The 18,123-nt window shown below is 72.8% G+C and carries 15 protein-coding genes; 10 read left to right on the top strand and 5 right to left on the bottom strand.

Translation table 11 applies throughout. The features are described from left to right. Positions 1 to 1,161, top strand: a complete 1,161-nt coding sequence (gene purM / locus EQG70_RS04755; RefSeq protein ID WP_109268203.1) for a phosphoribosylformylglycinamidine cyclo-ligase — start codon at positions 1 to 3, stop codon at positions 1,159 to 1,161. A gap of 144 nt (positions 1,162 to 1,305) precedes the next feature. On the opposite strand, the gene EQG70_RS04750 is transcribed toward purM, so the two are convergent. The 3 genes from EQG70_RS04750 to EQG70_RS04740 all read right to left on the bottom strand — a co-directional run bounded on the left by EQG70_RS04750 (position 1,306) and on the right by EQG70_RS04740 (position 5,237). Next, positions 1,306 to 1,530: a DUF3073 domain-containing protein gene (locus EQG70_RS04750; RefSeq protein WP_031282554.1), complete on the bottom strand. Its 225-nt coding sequence runs from the start codon at positions 1,528 to 1,530 to the stop codon at positions 1,306 to 1,308. A 254-nt stretch (positions 1,531 to 1,784) separates the two neighbouring features. Next, positions 1,785 to 4,400 (bottom strand): ATP-dependent chaperone ClpB, encoded by a 2,616-nt coding sequence (gene clpB / locus EQG70_RS04745; protein ID WP_109268204.1) that lies wholly within the window; start codon positions 4,398 to 4,400, stop codon positions 1,785 to 1,787. 261 nt (positions 4,401 to 4,661) lie between these two features. Continuing rightward, the gene (locus EQG70_RS04740) at positions 4,662 to 5,237 is read right to left on the bottom strand and encodes a hemerythrin domain-containing protein (protein ID WP_035928304.1); all 576 of its coding nucleotides are present in this window, start codon (positions 5,235 to 5,237) and stop codon (positions 4,662 to 4,664) included. 225 nt (positions 5,238 to 5,462) lie between these two features. Here EQG70_RS04740 and EQG70_RS04735 point away from each other — a divergent pair, with 225 nt between their 5' ends. The 8 genes from EQG70_RS04735 to ppgK all read left to right on the top strand — a co-directional run bounded on the left by EQG70_RS04735 (position 5,463) and on the right by ppgK (position 16,183). Next, positions 5,463 to 6,815 (top strand): MFS transporter, encoded by a 1,353-nt coding sequence (locus EQG70_RS04735; protein ID WP_229587381.1) that lies wholly within the window; start codon positions 5,463 to 5,465, stop codon positions 6,813 to 6,815. A 147-nt stretch (positions 6,816 to 6,962) separates the two neighbouring features. Continuing rightward, positions 6,963 to 7,934, top strand: a complete 972-nt coding sequence (locus EQG70_RS04730) for a CapA family protein (protein WP_109268205.1) — start codon at positions 6,963 to 6,965, stop codon at positions 7,932 to 7,934. A 275-nt stretch (positions 7,935 to 8,209) separates the two neighbouring features. After that, entirely contained in the window at positions 8,210 to 9,895 is a 1,686-nt protein-coding gene (locus EQG70_RS04725) for a ribonuclease J (RefSeq protein WP_095650384.1), read from the top strand. An 85-nt stretch (positions 9,896 to 9,980) separates the two neighbouring features. Beyond that, positions 9,981 to 10,349: a MerR family transcriptional regulator gene (locus EQG70_RS04720; RefSeq protein WP_017832581.1), complete on the top strand. Its 369-nt coding sequence runs from the start codon at positions 9,981 to 9,983 to the stop codon at positions 10,347 to 10,349. Next, complete coding sequence (locus EQG70_RS04715) at positions 10,346 to 12,463, top strand: acyltransferase family protein (protein ID WP_109268206.1); 2,118 nt, start codon at positions 10,346 to 10,348, stop codon at positions 12,461 to 12,463. The genes EQG70_RS04720 and EQG70_RS04715 overlap by 4 nt, the downstream gene beginning before the upstream one ends. 203 nt (positions 12,464 to 12,666) lie before the next feature. Beyond that, on the top strand, positions 12,667 to 14,190 hold the full coding sequence (locus tag EQG70_RS04710) for a SulP family inorganic anion transporter (RefSeq protein WP_109268207.1): 1,524 nt from the start codon (positions 12,667 to 12,669) through the stop codon (positions 14,188 to 14,190). A 623-nt stretch (positions 14,191 to 14,813) separates the two neighbouring features. Further along, complete coding sequence (locus EQG70_RS04705) at positions 14,814 to 15,137, top strand: hypothetical protein (protein WP_051063728.1); 324 nt, start codon at positions 14,814 to 14,816, stop codon at positions 15,135 to 15,137. A gap of 209 nt (positions 15,138 to 15,346) precedes the next feature. Further along, positions 15,347 to 16,183 (top strand): polyphosphate--glucose phosphotransferase, encoded by an 837-nt coding sequence (gene ppgK, locus EQG70_RS04700; RefSeq protein ID WP_109268208.1) that lies wholly within the window; start codon positions 15,347 to 15,349, stop codon positions 16,181 to 16,183. Here ppgK and EQG70_RS04695 read toward each other — a convergent pair. After that, the gene (locus EQG70_RS04695; RefSeq protein WP_052133014.1) at positions 16,153 to 16,761 is read right to left on the bottom strand and encodes a CDP-alcohol phosphatidyltransferase family protein; all 609 of its coding nucleotides are present in this window, start codon (positions 16,759 to 16,761) and stop codon (positions 16,153 to 16,155) included. The genes ppgK and EQG70_RS04695 overlap by 31 nt on opposite strands. 342 nt (positions 16,762 to 17,103) lie before the next feature. On the opposite strand from EQG70_RS04695, the gene EQG70_RS04690 reads away from it, so the two are divergent. After that, positions 17,104 to 17,520, top strand: coding sequence for a VOC family protein (locus tag EQG70_RS04690; protein ID WP_232035258.1), 417 nt, complete (start codon positions 17,104 to 17,106; stop codon positions 17,518 to 17,520). A gap of 48 nt (positions 17,521 to 17,568) precedes the next feature. Here the strand turns inward: EQG70_RS04690 and EQG70_RS04685 are convergent, their stop codons facing one another. Further along, a complete protein-coding gene (locus EQG70_RS04685; RefSeq protein WP_017832588.1) occupies positions 17,569 to 18,120 on the bottom strand; it encodes a DinB family protein in 552 nt (183 codons plus the stop codon). Positions 18,121 to 18,123: the final 3 nt, after the last annotated feature.

Below are 18,123 nucleotides of genomic sequence, written 5' to 3'. Positions count from 1 at the left end.
ATGGCCCAGCCCCCCTCCTCCACGAACCGCACCGTCACCTACGCCAGCGCGGGCGTGGACGTCGAGGCGGGAGACCGCGCCGTCGAACTCATGAAGAGCGCGGTCAAGGCCACGCACACCCCCAACGTGATCGGCGGGGTCGGCGGGTTCGCGGGACTGTTCGACGTCTCGGAGCTGCTCGCCTACCGCAAGCCCTACCTCGCCACCTCGACCGACGGGGTGGGTACCAAGGTGGCGATCGCCCAGACCCTCGACGTGCACGACACGATCGGCTTCGACCTCGTGGGCATGGTGGTGGACGACATCGTGGTGGTCGGCGCCAAGCCCCTGTTCATGACCGACTACATCGCCACGGGCCGCGTGGTGCCCGAGCGGATCGCGGACATCGTGCGCGGCATCGCCGCGGCCTGCGAGCAGGCCGGCACCGCCCTGGTCGGCGGCGAGACCGCCGAGCACCCGGGTCTGCTGGCCCCGGACGAGTACGACGTGGCGGGGGCCGCCACCGGTGTGGTCGAGGCCGACGAGCTGCTGGGCCCGGACCGCGTGCGCGCCGGCGACGTGGTCATCGGCATGGCCTCCTCCGGCCTGCACTCCAACGGGTACTCCCTGGTCCGCAAGGTCATCAACGTGGCCGGGTGGTCGCTGGACCGGCAGGTCTCGGAGCTCGGCCGCACCCTGGGCGAGGAGCTGCTGGAGCCCACGCGCGTCTACGCCGCCGACGTCCTCGACCTCGCCGCCGCCTTCCCCGTCAACGGCGCGGACCGGACCACGGGCCGCGGTGTCCGCGGCTTCAGCCACGTGACCGGCGGCGGCCTCGCCGCGAACCTCGCCCGGGTGCTCCCCGCCGGGCTCGAGGCCACGGTGGACCGCAGCACCTGGGAGCTGCCCGCGATCTTCCAGCTGATCAGCCAGCTCGGCAACGTCCCCCTCCCCGACCTCGAGCGGACCCTCAACCTCGGCGTGGGCATGGTCGCGATCGTCGACCCGTCGGCGGCCGACGCCGCCGTGGCCCACCTCACGGCCCGGGGCCTGCCCTCGTGGGTCATGGGCACCGTGGACAGGATCGACCCGGACGCGGACCACGGCGGGCCCGACTGGGTGCAGGGCGCCAAGGGCGTGGACGGCGGCGCGGTGCGCATGGTCAACGCCTACACGGGCTGATCCGGCCTGCAGAGCCCCGGAGGAACAGCGAACGCCCCGCCGGCCGGCGGGGCGTTCGCTGTTCGCGGGGACGCGAAGAAGGTGCTCGTCCTGGACGGGCACCTTGTTGCGTCGTGCGGTGGAGACGAGCGGAGTTCCCGGTGGCTACCGGCGGAAGTCCTCGTCGTAGTCGTCGGCGTACTTGTCGACGTAGGCCGAGTAGTCGTCCTCGTCCTCCTCGACGGTCTCCTGGACCGGCTCCCGCAGCGGGGGCATCTGCTCGCTGCCGCGCAGTTCCCGCTGGAGTGCCGTGAGGTCGGTCTGCGGGCTGAAGTACTTCATCTCCCGCGCCTGCCGTGTCGCCTTCGCCTTTTGACGGCCGCGCCCCATGGCGTGACCCCCTCTGTCTCTTGGTCCGGACGGCGGCACTCTGGCACAGAGTACGGCCCCGGAAATGTCGTATGAATGGTTCGTGAGACCAGGGTACATGGTTTGTCAGCCCGTTGCGCCCGGCCCGGGACCGGCGCGGTGGACTGTCGGCAACCTCACGGGAGGCGGGCGGAACGCGGTCCGGGAGCCCCGACGGCGGGCCGTCGCCGGGACTCCCCGACGGCGACCCGCCGGCCGGCGGCGCGCCCCGCAGCTCAGTCCGCGGCGTGCGCCCGCTCGGACACGGCGGTGACGGTGAGCCCGTCCGCCACGACGTCGGCGTCGACGTCCACCCGGACCGCGTCCCCGTCCACGACCGCCCCGGAGAGGATCGCCCTGGCGAGCTTGTCCCCGATCTCCCGCTGCACCAGCCGGCGCAGCGGCCGGGCACCGTAGGCCGGGTCGTAGCCGGTGAGGCCCAGCCACTCGGTGGCCGCGGGCGTGACCTCCAGGCGCAGGCGGCGCTGGCCCAGGCGCTCGGCGAGCTGGGCGACCTGGATGTCCACGATCTTCGACAGGTCGGACGTGGACAGCGGGTCGAACAGGATCACGTCGTCGAGCCGGTTCAGGAACTCGGGCTTGAACGAGGCGTTGACCACGTTCATCACCGCCTGCTTCTTCGCCTCCGGCTCGATGGTCTGGTCCACCAGGAACTGGCTGCCCAGGTTGGAGGTGAGGATCAGGATCACGTTGCGGAAGTCCACCGTGCGTCCCTGCCCGTCGGTGAGCCGGCCGTCGTCGAGCACCTGCAGCAGGATGTCGAAGACGTCCGGGTGGGCCTTCTCGATCTCGTCCAGCAGGACCACCGAGTACGGGCGGCGCCGCACGGACTCGGTGAGCTGGCCGCCCTCCTCGTAGCCGACGTAGCCCGGAGGGGCGCCGACCAGCCGGGAGACCGTGTGCTTCTCCCCGTACTCGGACATGTCGATCCGCACCAGCGCGCGCTCGTCGTCGAACTGGAACTCCGCGAGGGACTTCGCGAGCTCGGTCTTGCCCACGCCGGTGGGACCCAGGAACAGGAAGGAGCCGATCGGCCGGTTCGGGTCGGAGATGCCGGCGCGAGAGCGGCGCACGGCGTCGGCGACGGCCTGCACGGCCCGGTGCTGGCCGATGAGCCGCTTCCCGAGCACCTCCTCCATGTGCAGCAGCTTCTCGGTCTCGCCCTGGAGCATGCGCCCGGCGGGGATGCCGGTCCAGGCCGAGATCACCTCGGCGACGTCGTCGGCCGTGACCTCCTCGGAGACCATGGTGTCGTGCGGGGCGGAGGTGTCCTCCTGCTCCTGGGCGGCGTCGAGCTCCTTCTGCAGCGCCGGGATCTCGCCGTAGAGCAGCCGGGAGGCCTCCGCGAGGTCGCCCTGGCGCTGGGCCATCTCCGCCTGCGAGCGCAGGTTGTCGATCCGCTCCTTGAGGTCTCCGACGCGGTTCAGGCCGGCCTTCTCGGCCTCCCACCGGGCGTTGAGGGCGTCCAGGTCCGCCTTCTTGTCGGCCAGCTCCTGGCGCAGCGCGGCGAGGCGCTCGACGGACGCGGGGTCGGTCTCGCGCTCCAGCGCCAGCTCCTCCATGGTCAGGCGGTCGACGGCGCGGCGCAGCTGGTCGATCTCCTCCGGCGCGGAGTCGATCTCCATGCGCAGCCGCGAGGCGGCCTCGTCGACCAGGTCGATGGCCTTGTCCGGCAGCTGCCGGCCCGGGATGTACCGGTTGGACAGCGTGGCCGCCGCGACGAGCGCGGCGTCCGCGATCTGCACCTTGTGGTGGGCCTCGTAGCGCTCCTTGAGCCCGCGCAGGATCGCCACGGTGTCCTCCACGGAGGGCTCGCCGACGTAGACCTGCTGGAAGCGGCGCTCCAGGGCGGCGTCCTTCTCGATGTTCTCGCGGTACTCGTCCAGGGTGGTCGCGCCGATCAGGCGAAGCTCGCCGCGGGCCAGCATGGGCTTGAGCATGTTCCCGGCGTCCATCGAGCCCTCGGCGGCGCCGGCGCCGACCACGGTGTGGATCTCGTCGATGAAGGTGACGATCTGCCCCTCCGAGTCCTTGATCTCCTCGAGCACGGCCTTGAGCCGCTCCTCGAACTCGCCGCGGTACTTGGCGCCGGCCACCATGGACCCGAGGTCCAGGGAGATCAGCGTCTTGCCGCGCAGCGACTCGGGGACGTCCCCGGCGACCATGCGCTGGGCGAGGCCCTCGACGACGGCGGTCTTGCCGACGCCGGGCTCACCGATCAGAACGGGGTTGTTCTTGGTGCGGCGGGACAGCACCTGCACCACGCGCCGGATCTCGGAGTCCCGCCCGATGACGGGGTCCAGCTTGCCCTCGCGGGCCATGGCGGTCAGGTCGGCGCCGAACTTCTCGAGCGCCTGGAAGGTGCCCTCGGGGTTGGGTGTGGTCACGCGGCGGTCTCCTCTCACGGACGGGACGGCGGTCCTCAGCTGGTCGGGTCCGGCGCCCGCGCCCCGCAGGATCTCCCCGACCTTCCCCTCCTGCTGGGCGAGGCCGTACAGGAGGTGCTCGGTGGAGATGTACTCGTCGCCGAGGGACTGGGCGAACTGCTCCGCGGCCTGGATGACCTGCAGTGCGCCCCGGTTGAACTGGGCCTGGGCCGTGGAGGAGCCGGACGCGGAGGGCAGGGCCTTGATGTCGGCGCTGGCCTGCGCGGAGACGGCGTCGACGTCGGCCCCGGTGGCCTTCAGGACGGCGACGGCCACACCCTCCCGCTGGTCCATGAGGGCCTTGAGGAGGTGGGCGGGCTCGACCTGCGGATTGCCTGCGGTCGAGGCGTGGGTGGAGGCGGCGGAGAGCGCCTCCTGGGACTTGGTGGTGAACTTGGTCTCCACTGCGGCTCCTTGGCGAGGGACGTTCTGGAACAGATCGGGGACGAACCGGCCCGGCGCCGATCACCAGTGGATGCGGCCGGGCAGTTCAGCTAACTTGAGTCTAGCGCACTCAACTCCCGGGCAACAGGGGTCTGTGCCCGCTCGGTGCCGGCGACCCGCCGCGGTCCCGTGGAACAGCACGGACCCCCGCCGGGCGAGCCTCGCGAGGCGCTCGTCCAGCAGGGGTCCGTGCCGTGCTGTCCGCGGGGGACCGTCGCCCGGCTAGCCGGTGCTCCGGCCCGTCAGCCGGTCCCGGAGCCGGTCGACCATGCCGACGCCGGGCCCGACGGTCTTGTGGAACAGCTCCGAGTGCGGCGCGGAGGGGTGCGGCCGGGTCGGCGCCACCTTCTTGGCGTTCTGCACCTTCCGGCCCAGTTCCACGAGGTCCTCGGCCGGGATGTGCGCCCGCAGCTTCGGGAACTGGTCGGACTCCTCGTCCTCGATGTGGTGGCGCAGCTGCGACTGCATCTCGCGGATCAGCTCCATGAACGCCGGCTCGGAGGCGTCGACGCCCTCCACCTGCTTCATGACCCGGACGAGATCGTCGTGCTCCTTCTTGTCGTGCTCGACCTCCTCGGCGCCGCCGGGCAGGTGCTTCTCCATCACCGGGTAGACGTGCATCTCCTCCGCGACGGCGTGGCGCATGACCTCCGCGATCACGGTGTCGGCCAGGTCCCTGCGCCGGGCGGCGTCCGGGGCGCCCTCGATCTGGCCGAGCAGTTCGAGCATCTCCCGGTGGTCGGTGGTGAGGATGTCGATGACATCGGTGTCCGGACCCGCAGCGTGGGTGTCGGTCATGGGACGCGCCTCCTTGAAGTCGTGGTTCCCGGTTCCGTGGGCGGCATGACGAGGCCCTGGAACCCGAGCGCGACACGTATCACACGGATGCCCGATTTGTCCAAGATCACAGGCCCGAACCGTTGGATGCCCTCGACATCCTCCGTAGCATCGAGGTTTCCACCCGTTCGGCCCGACGACGCGCCTTCCACCCGCACCCCCATGTTCCGCACGGAAGGATCCGCCATGTCCGCACCTCGCACTGCCGTGCTCCAGGTGATCAACGCCCCGGACCGCACCGGCACCCGTTTCGCCCTCTTCGCCCTCGCCCTCGGCGGCTTCGGCGTGGGCACCACCGAGTTCGCCTCGATGGGCCTGCTCCCCTTCATCGCCGAGGACCTCGACGCCTCGATCCCCTCCCTCGGGCACGCCATCTCCCTCTACGCCCTGGGCGTGGTCGTCGGCGCACCCCTCATCACGTCCCTGACCGCCCGGGTGGAGCGCAAGAGGCTCCTGCTCGGGCTGATGGTCGCCTTCACCGCCGGCAACGTCCTGTCCGCGGCCGCGCCGTCCCTCGAGTGGCTGTACGTGGCGCGCTTCCTCTCCGGCCTGCCCCACGGCGCCTACTTCGGGGTCGCCGCGGTGGTGGCCTCCTCCCTGGTGCCGCGCGAGCGGCGCGGCACCGCCGTGGCCCGCGTGGCGCTCGGCCTGACGGTCGCCAACATCGTGGGCGTCCCCCTGGCCGCCGTGCTCGGCGGGAGCCTGGGCTGGCGGGCCGGGTACGGGCTCGTGGTGGTCATCGGCCTGCTCACCGTCGCGGCCCTCGCCCTCTGGATCCCCCGCACCCGCAAGGGCGGCGGCGTCTCCGTGGCCCAGGAGGTCCGTGCCCTGGGGCGGCCCCAGGTGGCCCTGACCCTGCTGGCCGGGGCGGTCGGCTTCGGCGGCATGTTCGCGGTCTACACGTTCGTCTCCCCGATCCTGACCGAGCTCAGCGGCCTCGACATCTCGATGGTGCCGTGGGTGCTGGCCGTGTACGGCGTGGGCATGACCGCGGGCTCCCTGCTGGCGGGCCCGCTGCTGGACCGGTCCATCGAGAAGACCGCCCTGGGCGCGGGGGCCGTCTCCGGGGTGGCCCTGGCCTTCTTCGGCCTGTTCGCCCACTCCGCGGTCGCGGCCGTGCTCGGCGTGCTGTGGATCGGCGCCATGGGCGCCCTCTTCAGCACCGCGCTGCAGATGCGCCTGCTGCGCGAGGCCAAGGACGCCCCGTCCCTGACCGCCGCCATGAACCACGCGGCGTTCAACCTGGCCAACGCGATGGGCGCCTTCCTCGGCGGCGCCGTCATCACCGCCGGCTGGGGCTACCGCTCCCCCGCCTGGGTGGGCGTCGGCCTGGCCGTGGCCGGTCTGCTCATCCTGGGCTACGCGACCCGCCTGCACCGCACGGGGGGCGTCCCCGCCTCCTCGCCCGTGCGCACCGGGCCCTCCTGGGCCTACCAGGCCGTCTCCGACCTGTCCGTGCTCCTGCCGGAGCCGGCGCAGCTGCGCCCGGCCGTGGCGAACAGCGCCCGGATGACCGACTGGGCCGATCTGGGCCGGTGACCGGTGGCCGCCGGCGCCTCCTGCCTCCCGGGCGGGCGGCACCGGCGGAGCCGCGTGGTCCCCGTGACCGGGACGGCCACCACCGGCCGCTCTTGTCTGCCCGCGGGCCAGGGGTCACGATGGGAGCGTCCGGACAGGAGGCGGCTCATGCGGATCGCACTGGTCGGCGATGTCATGCTCGGCCGGCTGGTCGACGAGCGGCTGCGCCACGAGGGCCCGGCCCATCCGTGGGGGGACGTCCTCCCCCTGCTCGCGCCGGCGGACCTGCGGTTCGCGAACCTCGAGTGCGTGCTCGCCGACGACGGCCCGCCCTGGCCCGGGAAGCGGTTCCACTTCCGCTCGGACCGAAAGAACGTCGCGAGCCTGGAGGCCGCCGGCGTCGACGTCGTCTCGCTGGCGAACAACCACGTGCTCGACCACGGCGTGGAGGCCATGCGGGAGATGCTCCCCCTGCTCGACGAGCACGGCATCCTGCACACCGGGGCGGGCCCGGACGCGGAGGCGGCACGACGCCCCGCGGTCTGCACCCGGGCTGGGACCGCGGTGGGCTTCCTCGCCTTCACGGACAACGAGCCGGGCTGGGCGGCGGGCCCCGCGTCCCCCGGCGTCCACCACGTTCCCGTCGACCTGGCCGACGACCGCGCGCGGGACCTCCTGCAGCTCGTCCGGCGGACTCGGGAGCGCACCGGCCTCCTCGTCGTCTCCGCCCACTGGGGGCCCAACTGGGGCGCGCAGGTGCCGCCGGAGCACCGCGCGTTCGCCCACGCGCTGGTGGAGGCCGGCGCGGACGTGGTCTTCGGCCACTCCCCGCATATCTTCCGCGGCGTCGAGGTGCACCGCGGCCGGCCGGTGGTCTACGGAGCCGGGGACTTCGTCGACGACTACGCCGTCCGTCCCGACGAGCGCAACGACCAGTCCTTCGTCTTCCTGCTCGACGTCCGGGACGGCCTGCCCCGCCGTCTGCGCCTGCACCCCACGGTGATCGAGGACCTCCGGGCGAGGACGGCCGCCGCCGAGGCCCGGGGCATCGCACGGCGGATGGAGCGGCTCAGCGCCGCTCTCGGCACGCGGTGCACGTGGCGCGACGACGAGCAGTGCCTCGACCTCGCGCTGGGCTGACGCCCTCCCGCTGTCCCGCCGCGAGCGCGCGGAGGACCCGCACCGCGCCCCTTCCCGCCCGGCCGACGACCGGTCACCGCCTCCTGCGGGCCCCCGCCGGGGTGGTCCGTTCCCCGTCCGCGCCGCCCGGCGGTCCGCCGCGACCCTGACCCGACGTTAGAGTTGTCCCAGACTTCTCGGGGCCGTCAGGTCCCGGACGCGGCCCCGGCTCGACGCGAGCCGCCCGCACGACCTTGCTCCACCCCACGTTGAACCCACGAAGAAAGCGGAATCCTTTGACCATTTCCTCCCGCAAGCTCAAGTCCCCGCCCCCGCTGCCCTCCGGGGGCCTGCGGATCACCCCGCTGGGCGGTCTGGGCGAGATCGGACGCAACATGACCGTCTTCGAGCACGCCGGCAAGCTGCTCGTCGTCGACTGCGGCGTGCTGTTCCCCGAGGAGCACCAGCCGGGCATCGACGTGATCCTGCCCGACTTCACCTCCATCCGGCACCGGTTGGGCGACATCGTCGGCATCGTGCTCACCCACGGCCACGAGGACCACATCGGGGGCGTGCCGTACCTGCTCAAGGAGCGCCCGGACATCCCGGTCATCGGCTCCGAGCTGACCCTGGCGTTCATCACGTCCAAGCTCAAGGAGCACCGGATCACCCCGAAGGCGGTCCACGTCGAGGCCGGGGACACCCACAAGGCGGGCCCGTTCGAGTGCGAGTTCGTCGCGGTCAACCACTCGATCCCGGACAGCCTGGCCGTGGCCATCCGCACGGACGCCGGGCTGGTGCTGCACACCGGGGACTTCCGGATGGACCAGTTCCCGTTGGACGACCGGATCACCGACCTGCGCCACTTCGCCCGCCTGGGCGACGAGGGCGTGGACCTGTTCCTCACCGACTCGACCAACGCCGAGGTCCCCGGTTTCACCACCTCGGAGCAGGAGCTGACGCCGGCGATCAACCAGGTCTTCGCCACCGCCCCGAAGCGGATCATCGTCTCCAGCTTCGCCAGCCACGTCCACCGGATCCAGCAGGTCCTCGACGCCGCCCACGCCCACGGGCGCAAGGTCGCCTTCGTGGGCCGGTCCATGGTCAAGAACATGGGCATCGCCCGGGACCTGGGCTACCTGAAGATCCCGCGCGGGCTGGTGGTCGACTTCAAGAAGCTCCAGTCCATGCCCGACGCCAAGGTCACCCTGGTGTGCACCGGCTCCCAGGGCGAGCCCCTGGCCGCGCTCTCGCGCATGGCCAACGAGACGCACCAGATCCAGCTCAACGCCGGGGACACGGTGCTCATGGCGAGCTCGCTGATCCCGGGCAACGAGAACGCGATCTACGGCATCATCAACAAGCTCACCGACCTCGGGGTGAAGGTCGTGCACAAGGGCAACGCCAAGGTCCACGTCTCCGGCCACGCCTCGGCCGGGGAGCTGGTCTACTGCTACAACATCGTCAAGCCCACCCACGTGCTGCCCGTGCACGGGGAGTCCAAGCACCTGCACGCCAACGCCGAGCTGGCGGTCCGCACCGGTGTCGACCCGGAGAACGTGCTGATCGGCCGGGACGGCACCGTCATCGACCTCGTCGACGGCCGGGCGCGGATCTCCGGGCAGGTGGAGGCCGGTCTGGTCTACGTCGACGGCCACACCGTGGGCAAGGTCACCGAGGAGACCCTGGTGGAGCGCCGGCTGCTGCAGGAGGGCGGCGTGGTCACGGTCGTGGCCATCGTCGACGCCGACACCAACGCGCTCGCCGAGCCGCTGGAGTTCCTGGCGAAGGGCTTCGTCCACGACGAGCACGTCTTCGACGGGGCCGCCGACAAGGTGAAGAACGCCCTGGCGCGCCCGGCCACGTCCAAGGTCGCCGACCTCGAGAAGCTCGAGTCGATCATCGCCGAGACCGTCTCCCGCCACCTGGAGCGCGCCTACCGGCGGGCCCCGCTGGTGACGGTCGTCGTCGTCGACGCCTGAGCCGCACGACCGCCCGGTCCCGGCCCCGGGGCCGGGACCGGGCGGTTGGTAGACTCGGGGTCCCCTGATTCCTGGAGGTCGTTCGATGCCGCAGCGCGTCCGCGGAGGCACCATGCAGATCGGCGAGCTCGCCGATCGGACCGAGCTGTCCCTGCGCACCATCCGCCACTACGACGAGGTGGGCCTGTTGCCGGCCTCGCGCACCGAGGGCGGGTTCCGCGTCTACACGGAGCGGGACGTGGAACGGCTCACCCACATCAAGCGGATGAAGCCGCTCGGCTTCTCCCTGGAGGAGATGGCCGAGCTGCTCGAGCTGCTCGGCGCCGACGAGCCCGCAGAGGCCCGGCTCGCCGACTACCTCGAGCGGGCCCACCCCGAGCGGGACCGGCTGGCCAGGAAGCTGGCCCAGGCGGACGAGTTCATCGCGATGCTGGAGCAGCGGCTCCGGCGATGACCGAGCGCTCGACGAGCTGCGCCGCCGAGCCCGTGGCGGTCCTCCGCAGCCCGTCCCCGCGGACCGCCCACCGCCCGGACCTGCAGGGTCTGCGCGGGGTGGCCGTGCTGCTGGTGGTGGTCTTCCACGTGTGGACCGAGAAGGTCTCCGGCGGGGTGGACGTGTTCTTCGAGCTCTCCGCGTTCCTGCTCACCGGCTCCTTCGCCCGCCGGATCGAGCACGGCCGGCCCCTGGAACTGCCGGCCTACTGGGCCCGGACCTTCGCCCGGCTGCTGGGCCCGGTGGCGGTGCTGCTGCTGGCCGTGCTCGCCGCGGTGTTCCTCTGGTTCCCGCCCAGCCGGTGGGCCGAGCTGCTGGCCCAGGCCTGGGGGTCGCTGTTCTACGTCGTGAACTGGGTGCTGGCGGACCAGGCCGTGGACTACTACGCCGGCAACTCCGCGGCCACGACCCCGCTGCAGCACATGTGGTCGCTGTCGGTGCAGGGCCAGGTGTTCCTGGTGTGGCCGCTGCTGCTGGCCGGGGCCGCCGTGACGGCCCGGCGGACCGGGACCGGGTTCCGCCCGGTGGCCTGGGTCGTGTTCGCCGCCGTGTTCGCCGGCTCGCTGGCCTGGTCGGTGGTGGCCACCGCGGCCGGGCCCGAGGCGGCCTACTTCAGCACCCTGACCCGGCTGTGGGAGTTCGCCCTGGGCTCGATGGCAGCCCTGGCCCTGGCCGGCTCCGGCAACGCGCGAACGGCCTCCCGGCGCCGGAGCGCCCCGGCCCGGGTGACCGGGGTGGTCCTGGGCTGGGCCGGGCTGGCCGCGATCCTGGCCACCCCCTTCCTCATCGGCTCCGACACCCGCTTCCCCGGCACCGTGGCCCTGGCCCCCACCCTGGGGGCCGCGGCGATCCTGCTCGGCGGTGCGCTGGCACCCGACGCCCGGACCGGCGCTGCCCGGCTCCTGTCGGCGCGTCCGCTGCAGTGGTTCGGGGACCGCGCCTACGGGATCTACCTGTGGCACTGGCCTTTGCTGATCACCTATCTGCTGCTCACGGCCCGGGACACCGTGCCGGTGCCGGCCGGACTCGGGATCCTGGCCGCCTCGGTGGTCCTCACCCGGGTCACCGCGCTGCTGCTGACCGGCTGGCGCGCCCTGCCCGGGATCCGTGCTCGCAGCGGGATCCGGCTGATCGCCACCGCCCTGCTCGTGGCGGTACCGCTCACCGGCGCCCACCAGTACACGGTGCTGCGCGACCCCACCGCCGGGGTGGAGCGCACCGCGCAGAACTACCCCGGCGCCGCGGTGCTGCGCGGGGAGGCGAGCGAGGTCCCGGACGTGCCGATCATCCCCACCGAGGACGAGCGCGACCAGGAGTGGGGCGACACCGGGGACCTCTGTCCCCCCGAGCGGACCCCGCCGGGCATCGCCGAGCTGGGCGAGTGCAGGATCATCGCCCCCGACCCGGACCCCGCCGGCGGCACCGATCCGGGCGGCACCGACCCCGGTCCGACCCTGGTGGTCCTCGGGGACTCCCACGCCCGGCAGCTGCTCACGCCGATCCACCGGGTCGCCGACGCCCAGGGCTGGACGGTGGTCTCCTATCTGCGCAACGCCTGCCGCTACACGAGCGAGTCGGAGAACTACCAGGCCGAGTGCAACGACTTCAACACCGCGGCCCGGGAGGCGGTCCTGGAGACGGAGCCCGACGCGGTGCTGACCATCGGCACCCTCAGCCTGCCCGAGGCCCCGCACGAGAAGCTCGTCGAGGGCTACGAGGCCGGTGTGCAACCGTTCCTGGACGCCGGCATCCCGGTGCTGGCCTTCCGCGACAACCCGCGCTTCCCCTACGACATGTTCGAGTGCGTGGAGACCTACGGGCCCGACCGCGACCGCTGCAACGTCCCCCGCTCCGAGTCGCTGCTCCCCGTCAACCCGCTGGAGGAGCTGGCCGCCCGGCACGAGGACCTGCACAGCATCGACCTCACCGACCGGCTGTGCACCGGGACCACCTGCCCCGGGGTGGTCGGCAACATCATGGTCTACCGCGACCTCGACCACGTCACCTCCAGCTACGGCGAGACGCTGGTGCCCGACGTCGAGGAGCGCCTGCTGGCCGCCCTCGACCGGACGTGAGCCACCTCTCCCCCGCCCCGCGGCCGAGGACCCTACCCTCACGTTAGGATAGGGTGACGACGCGGTCCCCGCCGGAGCGCCTCCGCACCCGGACGCCGCACCGCCCGCGCAACGCCGTGTCCACCCGCATGCGCAGCACCCGGGACGACCCCAGCCCTTCCGCCCAGCCTCCCCCGCCCTCCTCCCCTGCGAACGGAGCCTCCTTGGCCACCACGACAGCCGGCCCCGCGGCCGACCTCACGCCCGAGCAGCGCCAGTCGGTGCGCCTGACCCTCCGGTCCCCCCGTCACCTCAAGACCGAGGTCCTGGCCGGGCTCGTGGTGGCCCTGGCGCTCATCCCGGAGGCGATCGCCTTCTCGATCATCGCCGGGGTGGACCCCCGCCTGGGCCTGTTCGCGTCCTTCACCATGGCCGTGACCACCGCCGTGCTGGGCGGCCGGCCCGCGATGATCTCCGCTGCCACCGGCGCGGTGGCGCTGGTGATCGCCCCGCTGGTGGCCTCCCACGGCATCGACCACTTCATCGCCGCGGTGATCCTGGCCGGGGTCTTCCAGGTGGTCCTGGCCCTGATCGGCGCGGCGCGGCTGATGCGCTTCATCCCGCGCTCGGTCATGGTGGGCTTCGTCAACGCCCTGGCCATCCTGATCTTCAGCTCCCAGGTCCCCGAGCTGATCGGGGTGCCCTGGGCCGTCTACCCACTGACGGCCCTGGGCCTGGCCATCGTGTTCCTGTTCCCCCGGCTGACCGGCGCGGTCCCCGCCCCGCTGGTGGCCATCGTGGTGATCACCGCGATCGTGGTGCCGATGGGCATGGACGTGCCGAGCGTCGGCGACAAGGGCGAGCTGCCCGAGTCCCTGCCGTCGCTGTTCTTCCCCGACGTCCCGCTGGACCTGGAGACCTTCCGGATCATCGCCCCGTTCGCCCTGACCATGGCGCTGGTGGGCCTGCTCGAGTCGCTGATGACGGCCAAGCTCGTCGACGACATCACCGACACGCGCTCGAACAAGACCCGAGAGTCCTGGGCGCAGGGCGCGGCCAACATCGTGACCGGCTTCTTCGGCGGGATGGGCGGGTGCGCGATGATCGGCCAGACGATGATCAACGTGCGCGCCTCGGGGGCCCGCACCCGCATCTCCACCTTCCTGGCCGGGATCTTCCTGCTGCTCCTCGTCGTGACCCTCGGCGAGGTCGTGGCGGTCATCCCGATGGCGGCCCTGGTGGCCATCATGATCTTCGTGTCCTGGGCGACGTTCGACTGGCACTCGGTCCGCCCCGCGACCCTGGCGCGGATGCCCCTCCCGGAGACCCTGGTGATGCTCTCCACCGTGGCCGTGACCGTATGGACGCACAACCTCGCCCTCGGCGTGATCGTGGGGGTGCTCGTGGCGATGGTCGCCTTCGCCCGCCGGGTGGCCCACTTCGTCACCGTCGACCGTGCGCTCGAGCCGCGGGACGGCCGGGAGACGGCGGTCTACACCGTGCACGGTGAGCTGTTCTTCGCCTCCTCCAACGACCTGTACACGATGTTCGACTACGCCGGGGACCCGCAGCAGATCGTCATCGACTTCTCCGACTCCCACCTCTGGGACGCCTCCACCGTGGCCGCCCTCGACTCCGTGACCGACAAGTACGCCCACTACGGCAAGGACGTGGCGATCATCGGACTGAACCAGGCCAGCCGCCGGATGCGCGTGCGCCTGGGCGGAATGCTCAACTCCGAGCACTGACCCGACCCGAGGGGCCGAGCCGCGGCACCACCCCCCGGCGCACTCTGCCGACCCATGCATTTGCGATCACAACCCTTTGTGTCTGCATGTGAACTGGGTCACACGACGGGTCTTGCCGTACGCCGTGGGATGGAGCATCGTTGCTTCTCACCAGGGGATTCTGTGGTCCGCCAAGGATCATCCCCCGGCTCCCGCACCGTCGACCGACAGCGCGCCGCCTCCGGACTCCGGGGGGCGTCACCCGCATCGGGTCCGGGCGCGGGAGCAGTAGGGAGCGGGGCCGGCTGGGGGCCGCCCCGCTCCCCTTCTGTGTGCCGGCCTCGTCCGCTTCTGTGTGCCGGCCTCGTCCGCTTCTGTGTGCCGGCCTCGTCCGCCGGCACCCCCGCACCCCGCTCCGCCCGGCCCTGTCGGTGGTGCCGTCCGGCCCCGGGCGTCCGGAGGAAGCACCGACGGTCCGGAAAACGCACGCACCCGGGCTCCGTGTGGTGCCCCGAGGGCCCACCCGGAACCATGATGGGGGCGGCGGCGCCACCGCGCCGCCACGGACGGTCCCGGACCGCTGCGCAGCGTCGCGCCCGGTCCGGGACCGTCCTCGGAGCGACGCACCGCAGTGAGGGGGGACCGTGGACGACGACAGGATCGGAGCCGTGCAGGCACGCCTCGCCCGGCACGCCGTCGAGCGCGCCGGTCTCGACGCGGCCCGGGTCTGGTGGCACTGCTTCCAGCTCGGCGGCGAGGCCGGGATGCTGGAGGTCGACGCGTACCTGCACGGGTGCCTGAGGCTGCCGGCCGCCCACCGCGACCTGCTCGCCCGCGCGGTCAACGGACTCGTCCGGGACGCGCCCGTCGCCCGGGTCCCGTTCTCGTGGGAGATCGACGCGGGCTCCCGGGACGACGCCGGCCCGCAGGACCGCGGCAGCGCGCCGGGCCTCTGGCCGCGCGCCTGAGCCGGCACCTCCACCGCGGCGGATCCTCCTCGGAGCCCCCCGAGCCGTGCCTCGCGCGCGGCGCCACCTCCACGGCCCCGGCGGCCGCGGTGGCAGAATGGTCCGGGGTGCCGGCCCCGACGACGGCCCGCACCCGGTCGGGCGCAGCAAGCCGGACGCAGCGCGCCCGTCGTCGTCCCCGTGCCCCCACCTCGACCCTAGGATGTCGGATGGCCCATCTCTCGCCCCGCCCCGTCCCACCCCCCGCGCCGGCCGGCTGGTCGACCCTGCACCGGCACCACATCGGGGTGGACGTCGGCGGCACCCTGATCAAGTACGCGGCCGTGGACATGGCCGACGGCGAGCTGACCACCCCGGTCCTCCAGCGTCCCACGCCCCTCCCTGCCACACCGGAGGCCCTGGCCGAGCAGCTCGTGCTCATCGTGCAGGAGCTCGCCGCGAGCCCCCAGGCCCCGCACCCGGAGGCCAGCGTGGGAGTGGCGCTCCCCGCGATCATCCGCCACGGCGTGGCCCGCTCCGCCGCGAACATCGACGACGCGTGGATCGGCCTGGACGTCCACCGGTTCCTCACGGAGCGGCTGGGACGCACCGTCCACGTCCTCAACGACGCCGACGCCGCGGGCCTGGCCGAGCTCCGCTACGGCGCCGGACGCGGGACCACCGGCACCGTCCTGGTCATCACCCTGGGCACCGGCATCGGCTCGGCGCTGTTCGTGGACGGGAAGCTCGTGCCCAACGTCGAACTGGGCCACCTGGAGCTCGGCGGGGTCGACGCCGAGGTGCGGGCCTCGGCGGTGGCCCGGGAACGGGAGGGACTGGACTGGCCGGACTACGCCGAGCGTCTCCAGCAGTACTTCGCGCACCTGGAGTTCCTCTTCTCACCGGACCTGATCGTGGTCGGCGGCGGGATCTCCGCCCGGCACGAGGACTTCCTGCCCCGTCTGCGCCTGGACACGCGCGTCGTCCCGGCCGAGCTGCGCAACGCGGCGGGCATCATCGGCGCCGCCCGGCACGCCTACCTCGCCGTGCCGCCGGCGTCGGCCTGACCTCGGAGGGCCTGGCGGAAGTACTGCACGCCCGCCAGGACGTGCAGGACGGCCGCCACCTGGACCATGACCCGGCCGACGTCCGTCACCTCGGGGGTGGACCAGGCGGGCCCCGCCAGGACGAGCACGGTCCCCACCATGAGCAGGGCGGTCTTCGCCTTGCCGACCGTCGTGACCCGCAGGGTGCCGAGGGACCGCCGGACCAGGGTGGCGATCCCCACCACGACGTCGACGACCGCGATGACGATCAGCACCCACCAGGGGAACAGCCCGACGATGCTCGCGGCCACGGCGATCGCCACGGTCCCCAGCCGGTCGGCAATGGGGTCCATGACCTCCCCGACCCGGCTGCGCTGCCGGAGCGCCCGGGCCAGGGCGCCGTCGACCCAGTCCGTCAGGGAGAAGAGGGCGACGAGGACCAGCGCGCGCACCGGCCGCTCGTCGATGTCGAGGACGGCCAGAACGGCCGGGACGATGAGCGCGAACCGCACCACCGAGACCACGTTGGGCACCGTGAGCACCCGGTCGTAGTACGGCGACTCCGCCGGCTCGACCGCGTCCTGGTGCTGCTGTGCCATGTGCCTCGTCCCGTCCTCCGGCGCTCCCGGGCGAACGGTCCGCGCCCGTCGGTGCTGCCCTCGAGACTATCTGGTCGGCGCCGGGCGGCCCGGGAGATGACGCCGCCCGGCGCGAGGGCCGGCACGGTCCCTGGCCGCACACGGGCCGCCCGGGCAGAATGGGGCGGGAGCCTCGTCGCCGGCCGCCGGTGCGCCCGCAACGGCTCCGCCGGCGCACCCTGTGCACCCTCGCCCGGTGAGCTCCGACCCGGTGCGCGTCCTCGGCCCGACACCGGGCGCGCCACCCCGTCCGTCCCGCTCACCGGGGCCGGGCCCGACCGAAGGACCGCTGTGGATCCTCGCGTGCACTTCCTCACCCTGTCCACCCCGGACCTCGACGCCGCCCGCGAGTTCTACGCGCGGGGTCTCGGCTGGGAGCCGCTGCTCGACGTCCCGGGCGAGATCCTCTTCTTCCAGATCGCCCCGGGGACGGTCCTGGGTCTCTTCGACGCCGGGAAGTTCGCCGAGGACCTGGGCCTCCCATCGGCCACCCCGGCGCAGGGCGTGACGCTCGCGCACAACGTGGACGGCGAGGCCGCGGTGCGCGCGAGCGTCGACGCGATGAGCGCCGCGGGCGGGACCGTGCTCACGAGCCCGCGGCCGGGCGCCTTCGGGGGCATCTTCCACGCGCACGTCGCCGATCCCAACGGCGTGGTGTGGGAGATCGCGCACAACCCGGGGTGGCGGATCGACGACGACGGGACCGTGCACCTCGGCTGAACGTGCCCGCCCGGCCCGTCCGCGCCGGGAGGTGCGGCCGGGGCCGGCTCAGCCGCGGACGTCGACGCGCAGGTGGTGCTCGACGTCGTGCAGGAAGTACGCCGCGAAGCTCGCCACGGTGAAGTCCTTGCCGTCCCCGCGCCTGCCGGTCCGGGCCCACTGCTCCCCGGTCACGGCGTCGAAGGCGTCCGCGGTGGCGCGGACCTCCTGCGCGAGCTCCCCGGAGACCTCGTAGGGGTCCTGCAGGTTGTACTGCCCCTCGACCGCCGCGGCGTCCTGGTCCCAGTCCGCGAAGACCGGGTCCTGCTCGTCGAGCATGAGCCGCAGCCGCTCGCGGAAGACCCGGCAGAGGTCCCGGACGTGGCAGGCGTACTCCAGCGGGGACCACGTCCCCGGGCGGGGCCGGTCCGTCATGCCCAGGCGGTCGAGGACCGCCGCCCAGCGCTCGACCGTGGCCCGCGCCCGCTCCCCCGTGCTCGTGACGTCGTAGTCCGGGTCGAACCCGCAGTCGGGACAGCCCCGGTCGAGCACCACGGTCCAGTCCTTGGTCTCCGGAGGGACCGGGGAGGTGTCGGGGGTTCCGGGGCGCTCGGTGGTCATGCG

The organism is Kocuria rosea, from assembly GCF_006094695.1.
In the GTDB taxonomy this organism is placed as follows: domain Bacteria; phylum Actinomycetota; class Actinomycetes; order Actinomycetales; family Micrococcaceae; genus Kocuria; species Kocuria rosea.
Note: the sequence above shows the minus strand (reverse complement) of the source record. Positions and strands in the feature narration are given on the sequence as shown.

Excerpts from the sequence above, each read along its gene's own strand:
- EQG70_RS04730 (WP_109268205.1), top strand. The coding sequence starts at position 6,963 with ATGCGGATCGCACTGGTCGGCGATGTCATGCTCGGCCGGCTGGTCGAC.
- purM (WP_109268203.1), top strand. The coding sequence starts at position 1 with ATGGCCCAGCCCCCCTCCTCCACGAACCGCACCGTCACCTACGCCAGC.
- EQG70_RS04720 (WP_017832581.1), top strand. The coding sequence starts at position 9,981 with ATGCCGCAGCGCGTCCGCGGAGGCACCATGCAGATCGGCGAGCTCGCC.
- EQG70_RS04685 (WP_017832588.1), bottom strand. The coding sequence starts at position 18,120 with ATGACCACCGAGCGCCCCGGAACCCCCGACACCTCCCCGGTCCCTCCG.
- EQG70_RS04735 (WP_229587381.1), top strand. The coding sequence starts at position 5,463 with ATGTCCGCACCTCGCACTGCCGTGCTCCAGGTGATCAACGCCCCGGAC.
- EQG70_RS04715 (WP_109268206.1), top strand. The coding sequence starts at position 10,346 with ATGACCGAGCGCTCGACGAGCTGCGCCGCCGAGCCCGTGGCGGTCCTC.
- ppgK (WP_109268208.1), top strand. The coding sequence starts at position 15,347 with ATGGCCCATCTCTCGCCCCGCCCCGTCCCACCCCCCGCGCCGGCCGGC.
- EQG70_RS04750 (WP_031282554.1), bottom strand. The coding sequence starts at position 1,530 with ATGGGGCGCGGCCGTCAAAAGGCGAAGGCGACACGGCAGGCGCGGGAG.
- EQG70_RS04695 (WP_052133014.1), bottom strand. The coding sequence starts at position 16,761 with ATGGCACAGCAGCACCAGGACGCGGTCGAGCCGGCGGAGTCGCCGTAC.
- EQG70_RS04740 (WP_035928304.1), bottom strand. The coding sequence starts at position 5,237 with ATGACCGACACCCACGCTGCGGGTCCGGACACCGATGTCATCGACATC.